This window comes from Thalassotalea atypica, assembly GCF_030295975.1.
Lineage (GTDB): Bacteria > Pseudomonadota > Gammaproteobacteria > Enterobacterales > Alteromonadaceae > Thalassotalea_F > Thalassotalea_F atypica.
On record NZ_AP027364.1, the window covers coordinates 2,957,853 to 2,974,320 of the forward strand.

The following is a 16,468-nucleotide window of genomic DNA, read 5'->3' on the forward strand; positions in this document are numbered from 1 at the left end:
CAATCACAAGTAAACTTAATTGTACAAATTTGAGTCAATTCCATAATTACTTTCTTAGGTGAATTTAAAGCGCTTTTGCATAGCTATTGAAGCGTTCATCACAACACGTTATCTTAATTCGCACACAACAAACTATAATAATTAATTAAGAAGCACAGGCCATGAAAGAACATGAAAATTGTCCACTAACGGATTACATTGAATACCCCGAGCAAGAAATGTTGCAACGCTCTGATGATTTTTATCAGCACATAAAGCGCCGCCATAGTATCCGTAAGTTTAGTGATAGGCCTGTCGCGCAGGAAATTATAGAAAATTGTATCAAAGCCGCGGGAACGGCACCAAGTGGTGCCAATCATCAACCATGGCACTTCGTTGCCATAAGCGATCCAGCAATTAAAAAGCAAGTTCGCGAGCAAGCTGAAATGCATGAACGCGGCTTTTATGACGGTCGTGCGGGTGAAGAGTGGTTAAATGCATTAAAAGATTTAGGTACTGATGCCGACAAGCCTTACTTAGAGACAGCGCCGTGGCTCATTGCTATTTTCAGTGAGAAAAAAGGTGGAATAAATGCTGAGGATAAAAATACTAATTATTACGTGCATGAATCAGTTGGCATCGCGACGGGCTTTCTTATTAGTGCGCTGCATAATGCCGGCTTAGCGACATTAACACATACCCCTAAGCCCATGTCATTTTTAAATAAAATTTGTGAACGCACCGACAACGATCGCGCCTATATGTTACTCATTGCTGGTTACCCCGCAGATGATGCGACAGTGCCAAAACACGCAACCGTTAAGAAATCTTTGAGCGATATTGCAACGTTTAAATAATGTTCCTTAATAAGTGATGGAAGGGTGCAATTAAATGTTCGCCTTTCACATCACCTAATCTTGTGCCTGCATCAAAACAACTCAAGATTCTAAGACATTACAATTATGAAAAATCTAATTCAATATCTGTGCAGCGATTAGTGCACCTGACCCCGGGTTGCTTTGATGACTCTGGTGGAAAAAGTTGAACGTTCTGGCCACAATCAGGACACTTAATTTCCCGCCCAGCCATCACTTTTTTGATCATAGCTTTCTGATCATTAAACGATCGGTTGCTCTTTTTTTGTAGTTGCTTAAAATCTTTAATATCAATCATTACACCTATCTCAATACCATCAACTACAATCCGACATTTAAGCTTGGGCAATACCAGCCATCAAACACCCCCAAGAAGCCTTCGGAAGAGGTCATCAATAACGCTTGATAGTTAACGAGGTTCTCATAGCTGAGCAACATCATTGGGTATGCTGTTATCTCCCAAGGCAAAGTCTCGTTACCCTGATAAGGCGAAAAGGAAATTTTTTGACCATTTTCAAGTAAAAACTGACCAAACTTCAGAGCTTGCTCTTGCTCTGTGAAAATCACGGAAAATTCCACTTCACATTCGAGCTCAAGTACAAGCTCCCCATGCTCCTGATTTATTTGCCATAACGTATTACCTATTGCATCCTCAGGAAAAATCTCTGTATTTCTATCCAAGATAAAATTCTCTTATTAAGTTTAGTATTTGCTACAATTACGCGGTTTTTAATCACGTAGTGCTATGTTTTGAATAAATTTGAATTACACCTCGATATCACCGATGAACAACTCAATGTGATCACATATCTAAAAAATGCCTGTTCACTTTCAATCAGTGAGCTCAAGCAAGCTATAGACAAAGGAGCCTTATGGCATACTAAAAACAACAATACTCAAAGACTACGGCGCCTTAAGAAAAAGTTAACACAAGGTGACCAACTACACTTTTACTACGATAAAAGCATACTAGAACGTTCACCTCCTTCTGCAATTTTAGTACATGATTCAGATAATTACAGCATTTGGCATAAGCCATATGGTATGTTATCACAGGGCTCGAAGTGGAGCGACCATTGCACCATACTCAGATGGGCTGAAAAGGAATTGACGCGACCCGCTTTTGTTGTTCATAGGCTGGATCGCGCTGCATCAGGGTTGATCATAATTGCTCACAGTAAAACGGCCGCAAGAGGTTTTAGCAAATTATTCGAATTGCATGATCTTCAGAAACACTATCAAATTATTGTGCACGGCCAATTTCAAGAGACTAAGTCGCCGCTTGAAGTGAACCAGAAAATCGAAGATAAAACGGCTAAAAGTACCTTTATTTTTAACGACTATCATCACGTATTAGACATGTCTTTGTTAGACGTAAAAATAGCCACTGGTAGAAAACACCAAATCAGATTGCATAGTGCAGGACTCGGATACCCCGTTGTAGGCGATAGGCTCCATGGTGACAAAACACATCATTACAGCGGACAACTAAACTTACAACTTTGCGCCGTTAAACTTGAGTTTATTTGTCCCATAGATGGCACGCAGAAATGCTATGAGTTGCCCGTATCATTAAGACCACAATTTTCCAAAATTGACGCGATTAAAGATTAATCGCGTCAATTACATCTAAAACGATAAAAAATACGTGTTATGCCTTGTACTCAAACAGTGAGTCATCTAGCACTTGTGCTGCATTACCAACCAAGTCAGCTACGGCAATCTCATCGAGAATAAGAACGCCTTGTTCACGTTGAGCTTGTGTTAGTGCTTGATAAGGTAATCTAAAGATAGGCTTAATCGCTCCTGTCATCATCAAGGCCGTATTGATAGCAATCGGGTTAGGCTCACAAAACAACCAACTCATTAACGGTTGTAATTGTTGATTAAGTGACGGCTCTGGTTTATCCATTAATTTGCGCATTAACCCCGGAACAATGTTCGATGTTACAGAAATAACCCCGTGCGAATGATATTGATGGCGTCCTTCGAAACTCTCATCATCATTGCCAGACCAACAGGCAATACCTTGTTGTTCGTAATGAGCAATTCGTTCATTACCTGCACATTCTTTCATGCCGATAAAATTAGGGTGCTTTGCTAGCGGTTCAATCACATCAGGTGTTAAGTCTTGCCCAGTTCTTCCTGGTACGTTGTAGATAAACGCAGGTCCAATATCAAGCACTCGAGAGAAATGCTCTCTCACTCCTTTAAACGATGTTCGGCCATAATATGGATTTATTTGAAGTGCAGCATCCATACCTGTAGCAAAGCCGTTTTCTGTCGCTTTAATTGCTTCTCGGGTATTATTAGAGCCAGTATTACCAATAATAAGTAATTTTTGACCAAACTGATGAACGCTATGTGCAATTAACATTAGGTGTTCTTCCCAGCTCAACAAGTGACCTTCCCCAGTTGTACCGCCTACGATAATACCATCAACACCCGCTGCTATTTGTTGTTCTACCAGCTCGTCATAGGTTTTAAGATCAAGATCGCCGTTTGTTTTGTACGGTGTTTTAATTGCGGTGATCAGACTGGCATCAGCTAGAGTAGACTTCATTAATTGCTCGCTCATTAGATTAACAGTGGCCGATATTATCAATTACTCGTTTGAGGATAAAGGTTTCATTAGAGAGAATATGTTGGTAGCTAAATGAATCTACCGACAATTGGCACACTTTGTAGGCTTGATAGTTATCCGGATGTTCCAACTCTGCTGCGTATAATTTCTCATCGAGTAGTTCATTTTTAGTGATAGTAAAATGTATATCACCGACTAGTCCCCAATCACCTAGCTCACTAATTTGTTCAATAATGTTTCCTGCACTGTCTTGGGTAACAAAGCAAAATTCAAATGAACCGTCATTATAAAATGATGCATACTCGATCAGTTGATTACCATTCTCAACTGCCACTTGGCGAAACCATTGTCCAATGAGTTGTTCTCTGTTGTATATCAATTTAATTACTCTTCAATGCCATACTTATGTTTTAAGCTCAACAAAATCTCTGGGTTATCTTTTAAAAAAATATTAAACAGTTGAATGATCTCGGGGTGTTTGATTGAGGATAAATGATAAAAATATTTCTCATGCTTAATATTGGGTGCTAAAACAATTTCGTTTTCTTTATTAATTTGTTTTAAGTGGCTTCTGATCACATTAGGATCAATGTTTGTGCCATCTGCGTTTCCATATAATACATGTTTAACAATACTGAGCGGCACGGTTTCCTCATGCATGATCACTTGCTTATTTGCCACCTCATCAAGCCAAAGCGTTGGATAAAAGCCCAGTACTGTAACAAGTTTACGGACACTTTTTTTCTCTATATTTTTATTCTCTATACGCACATAGGTACCGGCTTCCAATTGCAAGACAGGATCGCTATATATAATGTTAAGTTTATCCTTGCTGTTAACACGCCAGCGTGAATTATCGGGAAATTTAAAGTCGATATCTTGTTCGATATACCAACGGTCAAATCGTTTAATTGGAAGGGCAACAAATCGAAATTTAAGCTGATGGGCCTCAAAAAAAGAAATAAGTAGATCCCGAGTAAAGCTAGGATGGTCTATGGATTTCGAGGAAAAATTAAAAAGTGGATAGTAATTAATATCTTCAACACCAACCACATACTCTTTAGCAAACGCTTGCACAGATAGTGCAAAAGAAAAAAACATACATAGCATCAACGCATAAAAAAATTGAGTCATTAAAAGATAAGGGAGAAAACATTAGATACCCCCTATTGTAGTCATTTTTACGTACTATTTCGATCGACAATTGTAAACTTTTCTGAATGCATTCAACCATTGCAGCGTTTAAAGCATTCAGAAAATATTGGGCGCACCCAAACCGTGTAACTTTATGCTGTTATTGGTTCATCACTTTAATACTACCATTAACGCTTTCTAGTCTGATTTGTGTATGACCTGAGCCGATTGTTCCGTTCATCTCTTTCCCTGTGAACAGGTTCTTGTCAACCTCTAAACCAAATTCACTTTTTAAACTGCCATGCATTGTTTCAGCACTAACTTCTGCATTAGCGTTATCCGGCAAATACAATTTGATGCTACCGTTAACTGTATTTAAACTAATTTTGTCAACGTCTTCACTTAAACGTTGATAATTTACTTTGATGCTACCATTAACAGACTGCAACTTGGAGTTACCGGTAGCATCGGAAACTTTAATGGATCCATTAACTAAATCTGCGTCAATCATTCCGCCAACCTCATCTATCACCAAAGAGCCATTAACCAGATCGACCTCTGTGGCTTTAATGTCTTTAGGTAAGAATATTTCAAAAGAAACGTGGCCAGAGTGAGAGTGATTACGAAATGAGCTTGATTCTTTCTCATACTCAGTTTCCACTTTGACGCTATTACCCTGTTGTTCAATGTTGACAATGATACGATCTAAATCTGATTGATTCTTTGCTTCTTTTACGCCAACAATCTTGATTTCACTCGCTTGCCATGAAGTAATTTTAACACTGCCGTTGATGTTATGAATGCTAAATTCACTGCTTGTATCTACCGCATAAGCTTGCTCTATTTTTTCACTCACATCAGCTAGTGCTGGCATTGATAATAGTGAAAAACATAGAGTGTAAGCACATGTTACTAATGGAAATTTATTCATCGTATTGTCCTATACATTTGTTATTATCTGATTGTTTACTTATTTGATGTTTGTTATGAACAATTGGTTTAAATTTATTTGAAATTAATTTGAAAAAGGTGATGGCCGTAGTGAATGTACAATTGCTTTTAACTGGTAATGAGTTGATGGTTGGCGATATTGTCGACAGCAATTCATCATTGATAGCCCAAGAGCTTCAAAGTTTAGGACTCAATATCACGCGAAAAGTGGCCGTGGCCGACGAAATAACACATTTAACGGAAGAAATGGCAGAGATGACTCGACGGGCAGACATCTTAATCGTTAATGGTGGGCTTGGCCCAACCGTTGACGACTTGACCGCCGATGCACTAGCAAAATTAATGAATGTAGAACTTGTTCAACACCCAGAGGCACTTGAACATGTAACAAGATGGTGTAAATACCGAGGTTTTAACCTCAACAAACCAAATCTTAAGCAAACGTTTCTTCCTAAAGGGTGTGAGGTAATCCCCAATAGTGTTGGAAGCGCTGTAGGTTTTAGAGTGATTGTAAATGATTGTCATGTCTACTGTACACCTGGCGTTCCCGTAGAGCTTAAGCGGATGATAAGAGACGAGATCAAGCCCAATATTGCTGCTTATATACCAGAAACTCAACACTATCATGTGAATCGATTTCAAGTGTTCGGCATTGGAGAGTCAAGCTTACAGAAAATACTTGATGAAAATTGCCCAGACTGGCCTACCGATATTGAAATTGGGTTTAGAGCTTCAATGCCATTACTAGAGCTTAAGCTCACAACTAAAACACAGGCAGCGGCGAAATATAAGTGCAAATGGATTAAACGCTTACGTCAGCTACTAGGCGATCATATTGTTGCGGAAATAGATAAAAAGCCCCTCAGTTTTCCACAACACTTGCAGGAATTATTGCTCAAGGAAAATGCAAAAATCACGACCGCAGAATCATGTACTGGTGGGTTAATTGCAAGTGCGATTACCAGCGTGTCTGGATCATCACAAGTCTTTGATGCTGGTTTTGTCACTTATGCGAACTCAATCAAAGAAAATATTCTTGACGTAGATCATAATGTACTAATTAAAGATGGTGCGGTGAGTCAACAAACGGTAATTGAAATGGCACAAGGAGCATTGAAAAAATCAAACGCACAATATGTAATAGCTACATCAGGTATTGCAGGTCCTGGCGGAGGCAGTGAAGAAAAACCAGTAGGGATGGTTTGGATTGCTTGGGGCTCTCAAAATCAATTACAAACGGTGTCCCTATCATTGCCCGGAAGTCGCTATTACTTTCAACATTATGTCACAGCAATATGTATTGATTTGGTAAGGCGGCTGTTAATAAAAAGTGATGAAAAACCGCGTTATGTACTTGATCGGGCACTACCATAATATTTTTAACATTTTTGTAAAAACAAGTTTGCCAAGCAGAACGAAAGTGAATATATTCTGTACGTAATTTAATAGCATTTATATCTTTGTTAACATTATGTTATTTCGTTAAAAAGGATTAAACTCTATAGTATATCTTTTTTATCGTTCGATACATTAAACATTAGAGTATATGGGCGTAAAGCCAACAAGGGGTAAATTTTGATAGACAAAAATTTCATTACCAGCGGTAGAAATACAATAATCCATAAAATCCGCAAAATTGATTTGTTAATTATCAATGGCAACCACGATGTGATTTTGATCAGCCACCGAGGACTGGAGGTCTATAATGGCCCAGTGCCACGTAAAAAGTCAGAAGCCAAAAAGGCCTACCAAGAAGTGATCGATTTAGGAGCAATTGAGGTTTTTGGTGAAGAGAAAAAATTACTATTTGTCCAAGCATTAGACAACAAAGAATATAAGGTCGACTACACAAAAGAAGGAACAGGGAATTTTATTAAAGTTCATCAAGACAATTATATTTAAATCGACTAGTTTTTCGATTTTGTGGTTATTGCATATATAAGAAGTAGCTAGGTATCACGAAAATGACAAAAGCAAGGTTAGTTGCAAATGAATCAGACAACGTTGATCTGATTCTAGAGCCAGTAAAAGGCCCCGTACTGATTGACGAAGCGAGCATTCATAAGCTTATCGCCGATTCTGAATTTACGACATTATTTGTCAATATGGCTAACATAAGAAATGCGTTAGCGGAATTAAAGTCGGTATTGAAACCTTTACAAGATGGGAAGACTGGCCGAGAAATATCTTACCAGATACTGGATCGAATTGACGCTAAAATCACTATTTCAATCGATAGCGATGAAATGAGTGCAACTGCTGAAATAACTGCGGCCATGGGAGGGAAAAACCTCACGGCAAAAGCAATTTTAGACGCAGCAAAAGAAGTTGGTGTCAAAAAAGGCTTCAGTAAAGAAAGTTTACTAAAGCTTGCTCATGTCGCTGCACAAGCTGAGCCTAGTTCGATGGTTAAACGTAAAATCGCCATCGGAAAAGAAGCTGTTCGTGGTAAAGACGCCCGCATTAAGCATCTAGTTGAAAGTGCGCAAGATCGCATTTTACGACCTAAAGAGCGCGAAGACGGTAGTGTCGATATGCGTGATCTAGGTGATATTATTTGCGTAAAAGTAGGCGAGCCTCTCGCACAAAAACTGCCACTAACGAAAGGAGAGAAAGGCTATACAGTAACAGCAACTCCTTTAATACCAGAACCGGGTGAAGATACATCGTTGATAGCAGGTGATGGTACCACGATAAGTCCAAAGAACGAGAATGTCCTTATTTCCACGCTTGTTGGCCAACCGAAGATTATTGACAATGGTATGGCAGTAGATGAAACCTATCAGATTAACGAGGTCAATGTCAGCACAGGCCATATCGATTTCCAAGGCAGCGTTATCATCAAAGGAGATGTTTCTGAAGGGATGAAAGTCATTGCTACTGGTGACATTACAATTGGCGGGTTTGTTGAGTCAGCCACACTTGAGGCTGGAGGAGACATCACCATATCAACAGGCATAATAGGCAAAAAACAAGACGTCGAAGATTCTGACATTACTGAATTCCAAATGAGTTCACAAATCAGAGCGAAAGGAAAAATATACGCAAAGTATGGTCAATACGCTGAAATCATCAGTGGTGGCGACATTCGTATTGAAAATCAGCTTATGCATAGTTTAGTCGAAGTCGGTGGTAATTTATGGGTTGGCAGCGAAGACAGCGCTAATGGAAAACTCATCGGCGGTTATATTAAAGCAACTAATAATGTTCAAGCTGGTTTTATTGGAGCTACAGCAGGTAGTAAGACCATTATTGAATTTCAACATCGAGTGGAAGAATTCAAAGCCAAACTGGCTGAGATTGACGGAAAGATCCAAGTTGAAAACGAAAAAGTAACTGAGCTACAAGCCGCGAGAAAAAAACTTAAGAGTCTCCCTAAAGAAAACCAAAACAAAGCAATTTTGACAAAAGTTGTTACAACATATCAGTACCATGCGAGTCGTATGGGTGACATGGTAAGTGAACGAGAAAAGCTCGAACAAGAAATGCAAGAGTATATGATGTCAGTTTACGTAGAAGCGACTAATACCCTATATCAACACGTTGAGCTTATCGTAGGTGAATTCAGCGATAGAACTAAGCGGGAATATCCTCCTAGCAGAATGAAGTATCGCGAGCGAAAAATTCACATTGATCCCATTGTATAATCATGCACGTTAGCAAACGAAAAATATCTTTACAGGCTTAACCAATGAATAAATTTTCTTTACTCGTATGTTGCTCTGCATTTACCATTACTTCTGCATTTGCAGAACATTGTAATGTTAATTTTAATTATGGCGTTGTTATTGATCCTACTCATGTGCGCATACTTGATCACGGGCAAACCTACGTGCAGTTTAATGAAAACAATCAAGTGTTTGTCCGCGGCCGAGAAATAGAATTAACAGAAGCGCACCAACAAACGGTCTCAACTTTTGTTTCCGGTATTCGAGAACAAGTCCCCACGATTGTTTCAATAGCCATTGAAGGCGTCGAAATAGGTTTAAAGGCAGTCAATAAAGTAATTGGTGGCTTAACTGGAGAGAACAGTGCTTCTCATCGAAAAATTCAAGAAAACTTTGATGAAATGCAAATGCGACTGCGCAAACGTTTTAACCACAGTGATGAAAGCTATTACATCGCACCGCAAGACTTTGATGAATTCGACGAAATTTTTACAGGTGAATTCGAGCATGAAATTGAAGAGATTGTATCTGAATCTATCGGCACCATTCTAGTCGCTGTCGGTGAGGCAATGGCCAACCGAGATGAAGAAGACATTGAACAAAGAGTTGATACCTTTGACGAACGAATACAGTCTATGGGCACAGAATTAAAATTGGAAGTCGGTGACAGAGCGACGCAACTTGAAGCCAAAGCTGAAAAGTTTTGTTTGAACCTGAGTCAATTAGACAAAGTGGAAACAGAAATGCAGTTAACTATACCTGCATTGTCGAAGTTCAACTTAATCACGACCAGCACACAAGAGCATCAATAACACGCAATGATAAGTGCTACCTAGTGAAAGGTATGCTCTCACCATGTGCCAGGCCATATATAAGCTGACAGAGCCCATTGGCTCAATTTTTTTGCCTGCTTATATTGGCCTTTTATGCTTCAGCCAAACTAGACGGTATCAATATACCTAATAGATTAAACTGACTTTTTCAAATAGGCTGCCACTAAAACAATACGCGTTCCATTTACACGACCTTCTATGTGCTCAGGGTTTGATGTCAACGAGATATTACGCACCGGAGTACCACGTTTTGCAGTGAAATTAGCGCCTTTAACCACCAAATCTTTGATCAAGTGAACCATATCACCATCTTTTAAAGCTGTACCATTGCAATCTTTAGTTGGCTCTAAATCCGGATCGATAAACTCAATCCCTTCGTCAGCCCATGCTTTAATCTCATCTTCTAAGTACATCATATCGATAAGATCTTGAGCCCAACTGTACTCAACAGATAACTTGTGCAACATGCGATAGGAGATCACTTGTACTACTGCTTCTTGACTCCACATGCTGTCGTTTAAACAACGCCAATGATTTGCATCTAACTCCGCACCATTAATTTGCACTTCACAGGTAGCACAAAGCAAAATGCTTTTCTCAGCGCTACCATCTGACGGAGAGACTTCCATCACTCTTAATGACTCAGTTGCAGCGCATAATTCACATTTATCTTGGCTACGTTTTCTTAAAGATTTTTCAATCGACATGGTCTGTATTCTCGAATAAATTTATGGGCGCTATTATGCCCTTTTCATCCATAACAAAAAAGCGAAATACTCTCGATGAACTCCGAGGCTTGTATGCCCTGTTAGTAGCTGATCATACAACGAAAGTTACAAGTGAAGAAGGTAATGTATTGGACACTTGATGGTACTCACTTTTTACCCTAATATTTTGCTCAGTCGCTTTTGCAGATGCTTCTTCAATAGGCTGAACACTTGGCTCTTCAGGAGAAGGCACACCTGCCTTTAGTTCATCATAAAAATATTTTTTCACTTTGAGATAATAAGCTTCGGTATAGAGCTCAGTTAAATCGACAACTGGCATGAGATTTGATTGATTTTCATCTTCACTCTCGGTGCCCATATAGCTGTCAATTAGATCCTGTTGATGTTGGTAATAGCCTGATTGCAATTGAAATTGCCACTTCACATTTGCAACTTCTTTCACTTTCTCAACATCAGGTTTGGGAGTATCAGCTACTAAAGTTTCAGAATTCACTTTAGAAGCAGACGCTAATGCTGCGTTATTTCCTGTTGGCAGTACATTCATGATCTAAGTCCAGTATTTTCGATTACTTTGATTATATTATGACCAGCAAAGTTGCATTGTTATCAATTGTCATGCAGTAGCAACAGTTTGCAACCAAGTTACAGACGGATGCCGTTTTCCATATAAAGTTAAAGGCTTACGATTTACAAATAAACTGTGTAATGGTTGTTTATTTGCAAAGTTGATCTATTTCGTCTTTTTATGTGGTCAGATGACTTTAAACACGTGGAAAATATTGATAACATACTCAGCGTACACGTGTACACTAAACAATAGGATAAACATGACATCAACTCTAAGACAGGCTGAACACCCTATAGCGCCACCGGTCGGTCAATACTCATTAGCTGAAGAACTAGCCAATGCCATTAGCCATGGTGTTGGCGCACTGCTCAGTGTAGCTGGACTCACGCTATTGGTGGTTTATGCGGCGATAGAAGGTGACGTGTTGCGTATAACGAGCTTTTCAATTTATGGTGCAACGCTCGTAGCCTTGTTTCTCGCATCAACCCTCTATCATGCAATCGCCCATGAGAAAGCGAAACGGGTATTAAAGCTAGTGGATCATTGTGCTATTTACTTACTGATCGCTGGCACATACACGCCACTCATGATTGTTACATTGCAAGGAACCTTAGGCTATAGCATGTTAGCCGTTATCTGGTCACTGGCTGCAATAGGCATAGCTTTTAAACTAAAGTTTGGTACGAAGTACAAAGCAATATCATTAGCGACATACATCGGGATGGGGTTTATTTCATTGCTTATTATTCATCATCTTTACCAGGCGCTCTCTTTAGGCGGAACTGTATTATTAGCTAGCGGCGGGCTTGTATATGCGGCGGGCGTGTACTTCTATGTCGACAAAAAAATACCTTTTAATCATGCAATTTGGCATTTGTTTGTTTTAGGCGGAGCAAGTTGTCACTTTTTCATGATGGTGCATTACGTTTAGTTGCAATATATTTGACTGCAGTATTTATAGCCGCATTGGCTAAGTTAACGCTTTCTAGTGTCAAACAAAAAGCCACCTTAACGGTGGCTTTTTAGATTAATTACTTTTTGTATTTTTCAAACCAGGCCAGAATATTCTCTATTTTCGCGATCATCCTTGATGGGCGCCCTGCAATTCCATGAGGTGAGCCCGGCACTCTAACCATCACCGTATCCACTTTTCTCAACTTAAGAGCTTGATAGAACTGCTCCGTCTCAGAAATCGGTGTTCTTCTGTCCGACTCTCCTGTGATTAATAATGTCGGCGTAGTGACATTACCGACAAGCGATAACGGCGAACGTTGCCAATAATGCTCTACGTGCTCCCAAGGTAGTCCCGGAAATTGAGTCGCTGTTTGGCCAAGATAACTATCTGCAGTAAGCACTTTACTGATCCAATTAATTACAGGTTTCGCCACTGCGGCAGCAGCATATCTGTCAGTCAAACCAATAGCATAAGCAGATGCAATTCCGCCAGCAGAGCCACCTGCAATAAACAGATTATCTTTGTCGATAAAGCCCATATCAATCATCGCATTTACACCTGAATCATGATCAGCGTAATCTTCTTTTGAACTGTATTTGTATTTAAGTAACATAGCAAAGCGCTCACCATATGAACTACTGCCTCTATGATTATCATAGAAAACCACATACCCTTGAGCGGCAAATCGCTGTAATTCAGCACTAAAGTGAGGGCCGTAGGCCAAGTGTGGGCCACCGTGAATTTCCAAAATTAACGGATACTTTTTATTCGGGTCAAAGTTCGGTGGCGTAATGTACCAACCTTGAATCTTTTCTTGGTCGAATGAAGAGGAGTACGTTACTTCATGCACTTCACCTAAGGTTTTATGGCCGAGTAAATCTTCATTTAAGTGCGTCAACTTTTTCAACTGACCTTTCTGGTTTATCAACGAAATATCTGCGGGGCGATTGGCACTACCGTGCGTAAAGGCAACACTTCCGTGTTTATCAATACTGTAATTTCCACTGATATATGGACGCCCTGTTGATGTACCAGACACACCATCGGTTAGATCGGTGATTTTTCCTTTGAGCGATAATTTCGCCACTTTACGTTTGCCAAAATCATCATATTGAATAGCAAGGGCTTTATTTGTGATCCACTGAGGGTCGACTATTGAGCGATCAAAATCAGCAGCAATGGCTTGAGTAGACTTGCTCTGCCAATTCATAACGTGCAATTTAGCATTTCTGTATGGATTATTTTCTGCTGACGTTTTTAAAAATGCCAGCTTTTTTCCACTTGGCGAGAATACGGGATGATATTCTCTACCCGACTGTTTTGTTAGTTGTGTTAGCTCACCATCAGATAGGTTTACCTGATATAAATCACTTTCTAGTGTTTCATATTCCCAGTTAACGCTGCGATTAGCTGAAAACACGATAGCTTTGCTATCTACAGTCCAAGTGAGCTTGCCGCGGTGGTGAAAATTACCTTGTGTAAGTTGTCGCTCCGTACCACCTATTGATGGAATGGCAAAGATGTGGGTGTAGGCTAATTTTAGCAGCCCTGTCCCATCAGCTTGATATCGTGCCTTATCGATAACAATGACAGGTGGTGCCCAATTTGCTCCTATAGGTTTCTTAGGCATTTTAGCAAGCTTTGTTGGTTTATCATCCACCGACATAGTGAATGCAATGGCATCGCCGTCCGGAGACCAAGACAGATTTCTTGCCGATTTTTCAAGCCTGCTAACCGTCATGGTTCTATTTTGCATAATATAGTGGACGTGGATTTGATTACTTCCGGTTCTATTACTAACAAATGCGATTCGCTTGCCATCAGGCGACCACGTTGCTTGGGAATATTGAAACTGATCTGAAAATAAAGGTGTTTGTTGTCCAGATTTAGTGTCAATAAGCCACATACTGGAATGACGTTTATCTGTCATTATGTCGTTGCTATTTCTTGTATAAAGTATCTTAGCGCCGTCTGGCGATATTTGGGGATGAGTTGCATACTCTAAATCAAAAATATCTTCAGATTGAAATAATGTTGATGTCGGCAAAGCAGGAGCACCTTGTACTTCATATGCTGTACTATGGCTACTATACGTTGCCAGTATCATTGGCAGAGCAAATGTTACTGCTGGTAACACGGCCCTCATTAATTTTCTCATCTTTATTGTCTCTTTATACTTAACAAAATAATTACACTTAGTCTCACAGACTGCATATGAAAATCAACTGCCTAGAGATAAAATTGTGACCAAAAGTAGAGAAAACTGGACGAGTGTTCCCGTACATACACTTTATGCTCGTAATCTCTCCTCCACACTCAAGTTAGTTACCATCTGTTATCATAGAACAACATATTTAAACGATAAAAAACTAGACAGCACAACAGGTTAACTTCTAGTATTTACATTAAGTGTTAGATATTTGTAACAATAATTATTAGCAAAGCATCAACTTCGCTAAATTTAATGGAGTAATACATGAAAATAAAAGCAATCGCATTTGGCTTGATGATATCGATCACAGGTTGTACATCAACTGAGAATAAAGAAATTTCAGCTACGCAGACAAACCAATCTGGCTTCTTAAGCAGTTACAACCAATTAAAAGAAGTGAATGCTGATGATGATTCAAATCTAGTTCGTTATATCAAGCCAGGTTTAAAAGGCGCCGGGTACAATAATTTCATTCTAGAGCCTGTGTCATTCTATCCTAAGCTAGCAGCTACTGACACCATCAGTAAACAAGTGCTAAATGAGATTTCCAGTTATGCCAATAAAGCTATTGCAGAATCAATTAAGTCATCAGCCAATTTAGTGACTCAAGCCGGACCGAACACCGCCCGACTCAAGGTGGCAATTTCTAGTGTTGAAGTGTCTGATAAAGAGCTAAGTGCACTGCAATATATCCCAATTGCCTTTTTAGTTACAGCTGCATCAGGAAAGCTTAATGACGTAAATGCACAGCTTCGCGTTGAAGCTGAACTTGTTGACTCACAATCAGGTGAAGTATTAATGCAAGCCGTTAAATCTGGCGTAGGTGAAGTGATGGACAATGATAAAACCGCACTAACCCTCGATAAATTAGCTCCGCTATTAGATAAATGGTCAGAAACATTAAAATCTACAATTATCAACGAGATGTGATTTTAATTTCATTATTGTAAAACCTAAAAGGTAAGCAAATGCTTACCTTTTTTGTTCTTCATTCGCTATAAGGTGAACTTTCACGTTCGATTCAAAGCATCGTTCTAAATAATTTCCATGCTGATTTAGAAATACTTTTATTTGCTTTTAAAATCAAAATGCACTAGTGTGATATCAAAATGATATCACATTGAGGTGAGTATGAAAGAAAAACAAGGTATATATATAAACGGTTATGTCATGGCGTTAATACTCTTAACGTTGCAAATTACAACTGTGATGTGGTTGAAAGAATCCAGCAATGCGCCATTCATACCAATCATTTCTACAGTTATTGTTGCCATTTGTTGGGGGGGATTTTTCATGATCCAACCCAACCAAGCCAAAGTCATGACATTTTTTGGTAGCTATGTCGGCACGGTAAAGCAGGCAGGGTTAGGATGGACTATTCCATTTTTTATTCGAAAAAACATTTCACTTAGGATCCGTAATTTTGAAAGCGGGCAATTAAAAGTAAACGATAATCACGGTAACCCTATTGAAATAGCGTCAGTAGTTGTTTGGATGGTAGACGACAGTGCCGAAGCGCTATTCGAAGTTGATGATTACGAAAGCTACGTCAATATTCAAAGTGAAGCTGCACTTAGAAATATGGCAACCACCTTTCCATACGATCTCCACGAAGGTGACAAAATAGCCTTAAGAAGTCATCCAAAAGAAATTTCTGAGGCATTAAAGTCAGAAATCCAACAACGATTAAGTAAGGCTGGTGTACATGTGATTGAGGCAAGAATAAGTCATTTAGCGTATGCCCCAGAGATTGCAAGTGCGATGCTTCAGCGCCAACAAGCGTCTGCAATTATTGCTGCACGTAGTAAAATAGTGGATGGAGCAGTAGGTATGGTGGAAGCGGCACTCATTAAACTTTCAGAAAATGAAATTGTTGAGCTAGATGAAGAACGAAAAGCGGCAATGGTAAGTAACTTACTAGTCGTTTTATGTGGCGATCACAGCACACAACCCGTGATTAACGCTGGTAGTATATATTAAT

General features: G+C 39.4%; 17 protein-coding genes. 9 read left to right on the top strand and 8 right to left on the bottom strand.

The window, feature by feature from the left end:
- The first annotated feature begins 161 nt into the window (after nucleotides 1-161).
- On the top strand, nucleotides 162-836 hold the full coding sequence (locus QUE03_RS13600; RefSeq protein ID WP_286262350.1) for a nitroreductase family protein: 675 nt from the start codon (nucleotides 162-164) through the stop codon (nucleotides 834-836).
- Nucleotides 837-1,175: 339 nt separating this feature from the next.
- On the opposite strand, the gene QUE03_RS13605 is transcribed toward QUE03_RS13600, so the two are convergent.
- The gene (locus QUE03_RS13605; RefSeq protein WP_286262352.1) at nucleotides 1,176-1,535 is read right to left on the bottom strand and encodes a ribonuclease E inhibitor RraB; all 360 of its coding nucleotides are present in this window, start codon (nucleotides 1,533-1,535) and stop codon (nucleotides 1,176-1,178) included.
- Between the two features lie 69 nt (nucleotides 1,536-1,604).
- Between QUE03_RS13605 and QUE03_RS13610 the strand changes: the two genes are divergently transcribed.
- Nucleotides 1,605-2,468, top strand: a complete 864-nt coding sequence (locus tag QUE03_RS13610) for an RluA family pseudouridine synthase (protein ID WP_286262354.1) — start codon at nucleotides 1,605-1,607, stop codon at nucleotides 2,466-2,468.
- A 37-nt stretch (nucleotides 2,469-2,505) separates the two neighbouring features.
- Here the strand turns inward: QUE03_RS13610 and dapA are convergent, their stop codons facing one another.
- The 4 genes from dapA to QUE03_RS13630 all read right to left on the bottom strand — a co-directional run bounded on the left by dapA (nucleotide 2,506) and on the right by QUE03_RS13630 (nucleotide 5,503).
- Nucleotides 2,506-3,417, bottom strand: coding sequence for a 4-hydroxy-tetrahydrodipicolinate synthase (dapA, locus tag QUE03_RS13615; protein WP_286262355.1), 912 nt, complete (start codon nucleotides 3,415-3,417; stop codon nucleotides 2,506-2,508).
- Nucleotides 3,418-3,436: 19 nt separating this feature from the next.
- Entirely contained in the window at nucleotides 3,437-3,817 is a 381-nt protein-coding gene (locus tag QUE03_RS13620) for a hypothetical protein (protein ID WP_286262358.1), read from the bottom strand.
- Between the two features lie 5 nt (nucleotides 3,818-3,822).
- The gene (locus QUE03_RS13625; protein WP_286262360.1) at nucleotides 3,823-4,539 is read right to left on the bottom strand and encodes a hypothetical protein; all 717 of its coding nucleotides are present in this window, start codon (nucleotides 4,537-4,539) and stop codon (nucleotides 3,823-3,825) included.
- A 193-nt stretch (nucleotides 4,540-4,732) separates the two neighbouring features.
- Complete coding sequence (locus QUE03_RS13630) at nucleotides 4,733-5,503, bottom strand: DUF4097 family beta strand repeat-containing protein (RefSeq protein WP_286262362.1); 771 nt, start codon at nucleotides 5,501-5,503, stop codon at nucleotides 4,733-4,735.
- 101 nt (nucleotides 5,504-5,604) lie between these two features.
- On the opposite strand from QUE03_RS13630, the gene QUE03_RS13635 reads away from it, so the two are divergent.
- The 4 genes from QUE03_RS13635 to QUE03_RS13650 all read left to right on the top strand — a co-directional run bounded on the left by QUE03_RS13635 (nucleotide 5,605) and on the right by QUE03_RS13650 (nucleotide 10,003).
- Nucleotides 5,605-6,897, top strand: a complete 1,293-nt coding sequence (locus tag QUE03_RS13635) for a CinA family nicotinamide mononucleotide deamidase-related protein (RefSeq protein WP_286262364.1) — start codon at nucleotides 5,605-5,607, stop codon at nucleotides 6,895-6,897.
- A 201-nt stretch (nucleotides 6,898-7,098) separates the two neighbouring features.
- The gene (locus tag QUE03_RS13640; protein ID WP_286262366.1) at nucleotides 7,099-7,425 is read left to right on the top strand and encodes a hypothetical protein; all 327 of its coding nucleotides are present in this window, start codon (nucleotides 7,099-7,101) and stop codon (nucleotides 7,423-7,425) included.
- Nucleotides 7,426-7,487: 62 nt separating this feature from the next.
- On the top strand, nucleotides 7,488-9,170 hold the full coding sequence (locus tag QUE03_RS13645; RefSeq protein WP_286262368.1) for a flagellar assembly protein A: 1,683 nt from the start codon (nucleotides 7,488-7,490) through the stop codon (nucleotides 9,168-9,170).
- Nucleotides 9,171-9,214: 44 nt separating this feature from the next.
- The gene (locus tag QUE03_RS13650; protein WP_286262370.1) at nucleotides 9,215-10,003 is read left to right on the top strand and encodes a YggN family protein; all 789 of its coding nucleotides are present in this window, start codon (nucleotides 9,215-9,217) and stop codon (nucleotides 10,001-10,003) included.
- Nucleotides 10,004-10,158: 155 nt separating this feature from the next.
- On the opposite strand, the gene QUE03_RS13655 is transcribed toward QUE03_RS13650, so the two are convergent.
- Both QUE03_RS13655 and QUE03_RS13660 read right to left on the bottom strand, forming a co-directional pair.
- On the bottom strand, nucleotides 10,159-10,731 hold the full coding sequence (locus QUE03_RS13655) for a PhnA domain-containing protein (RefSeq protein ID WP_286262372.1): 573 nt from the start codon (nucleotides 10,729-10,731) through the stop codon (nucleotides 10,159-10,161).
- 112 nt (nucleotides 10,732-10,843) lie between these two features.
- Complete coding sequence (locus QUE03_RS13660) at nucleotides 10,844-11,296, bottom strand: hypothetical protein (RefSeq protein WP_286262374.1); 453 nt, start codon at nucleotides 11,294-11,296, stop codon at nucleotides 10,844-10,846.
- A 283-nt stretch (nucleotides 11,297-11,579) separates the two neighbouring features.
- Here QUE03_RS13660 and trhA point away from each other — a divergent pair, with 283 nt between their 5' ends.
- Nucleotides 11,580-12,251 carry a PAQR family membrane homeostasis protein TrhA gene (trhA, locus tag QUE03_RS13665; RefSeq protein ID WP_286262376.1) on the top strand — a complete coding sequence of 224 codons (672 nt, stop codon included), beginning with the start codon at nucleotides 11,580-11,582 and terminating at the stop codon, nucleotides 12,249-12,251.
- Between the two features lie 100 nt (nucleotides 12,252-12,351).
- Here the strand turns inward: trhA and QUE03_RS13670 are convergent, their stop codons facing one another.
- Nucleotides 12,352-14,382, bottom strand: a complete 2,031-nt coding sequence (locus QUE03_RS13670) for a S9 family peptidase (RefSeq protein ID WP_434020202.1) — start codon at nucleotides 14,380-14,382, stop codon at nucleotides 12,352-12,354.
- A gap of 369 nt (nucleotides 14,383-14,751) precedes the next feature.
- Between QUE03_RS13670 and QUE03_RS13675 the strand changes: the two genes are divergently transcribed.
- Together QUE03_RS13675 and QUE03_RS13680 are read left to right on the top strand one after the other, a co-directional pair.
- Nucleotides 14,752-15,417: a DUF3313 domain-containing protein gene (locus QUE03_RS13675; RefSeq protein WP_286262381.1), complete on the top strand. Its 666-nt coding sequence runs from the start codon at nucleotides 14,752-14,754 to the stop codon at nucleotides 15,415-15,417.
- A gap of 201 nt (nucleotides 15,418-15,618) precedes the next feature.
- A complete protein-coding gene (locus QUE03_RS13680; protein WP_286262383.1) occupies nucleotides 15,619-16,467 on the top strand; it encodes an SPFH domain-containing protein in 849 nt (282 codons plus the stop codon).
- Nucleotide 16,468: the final 1 nt, after the last annotated feature.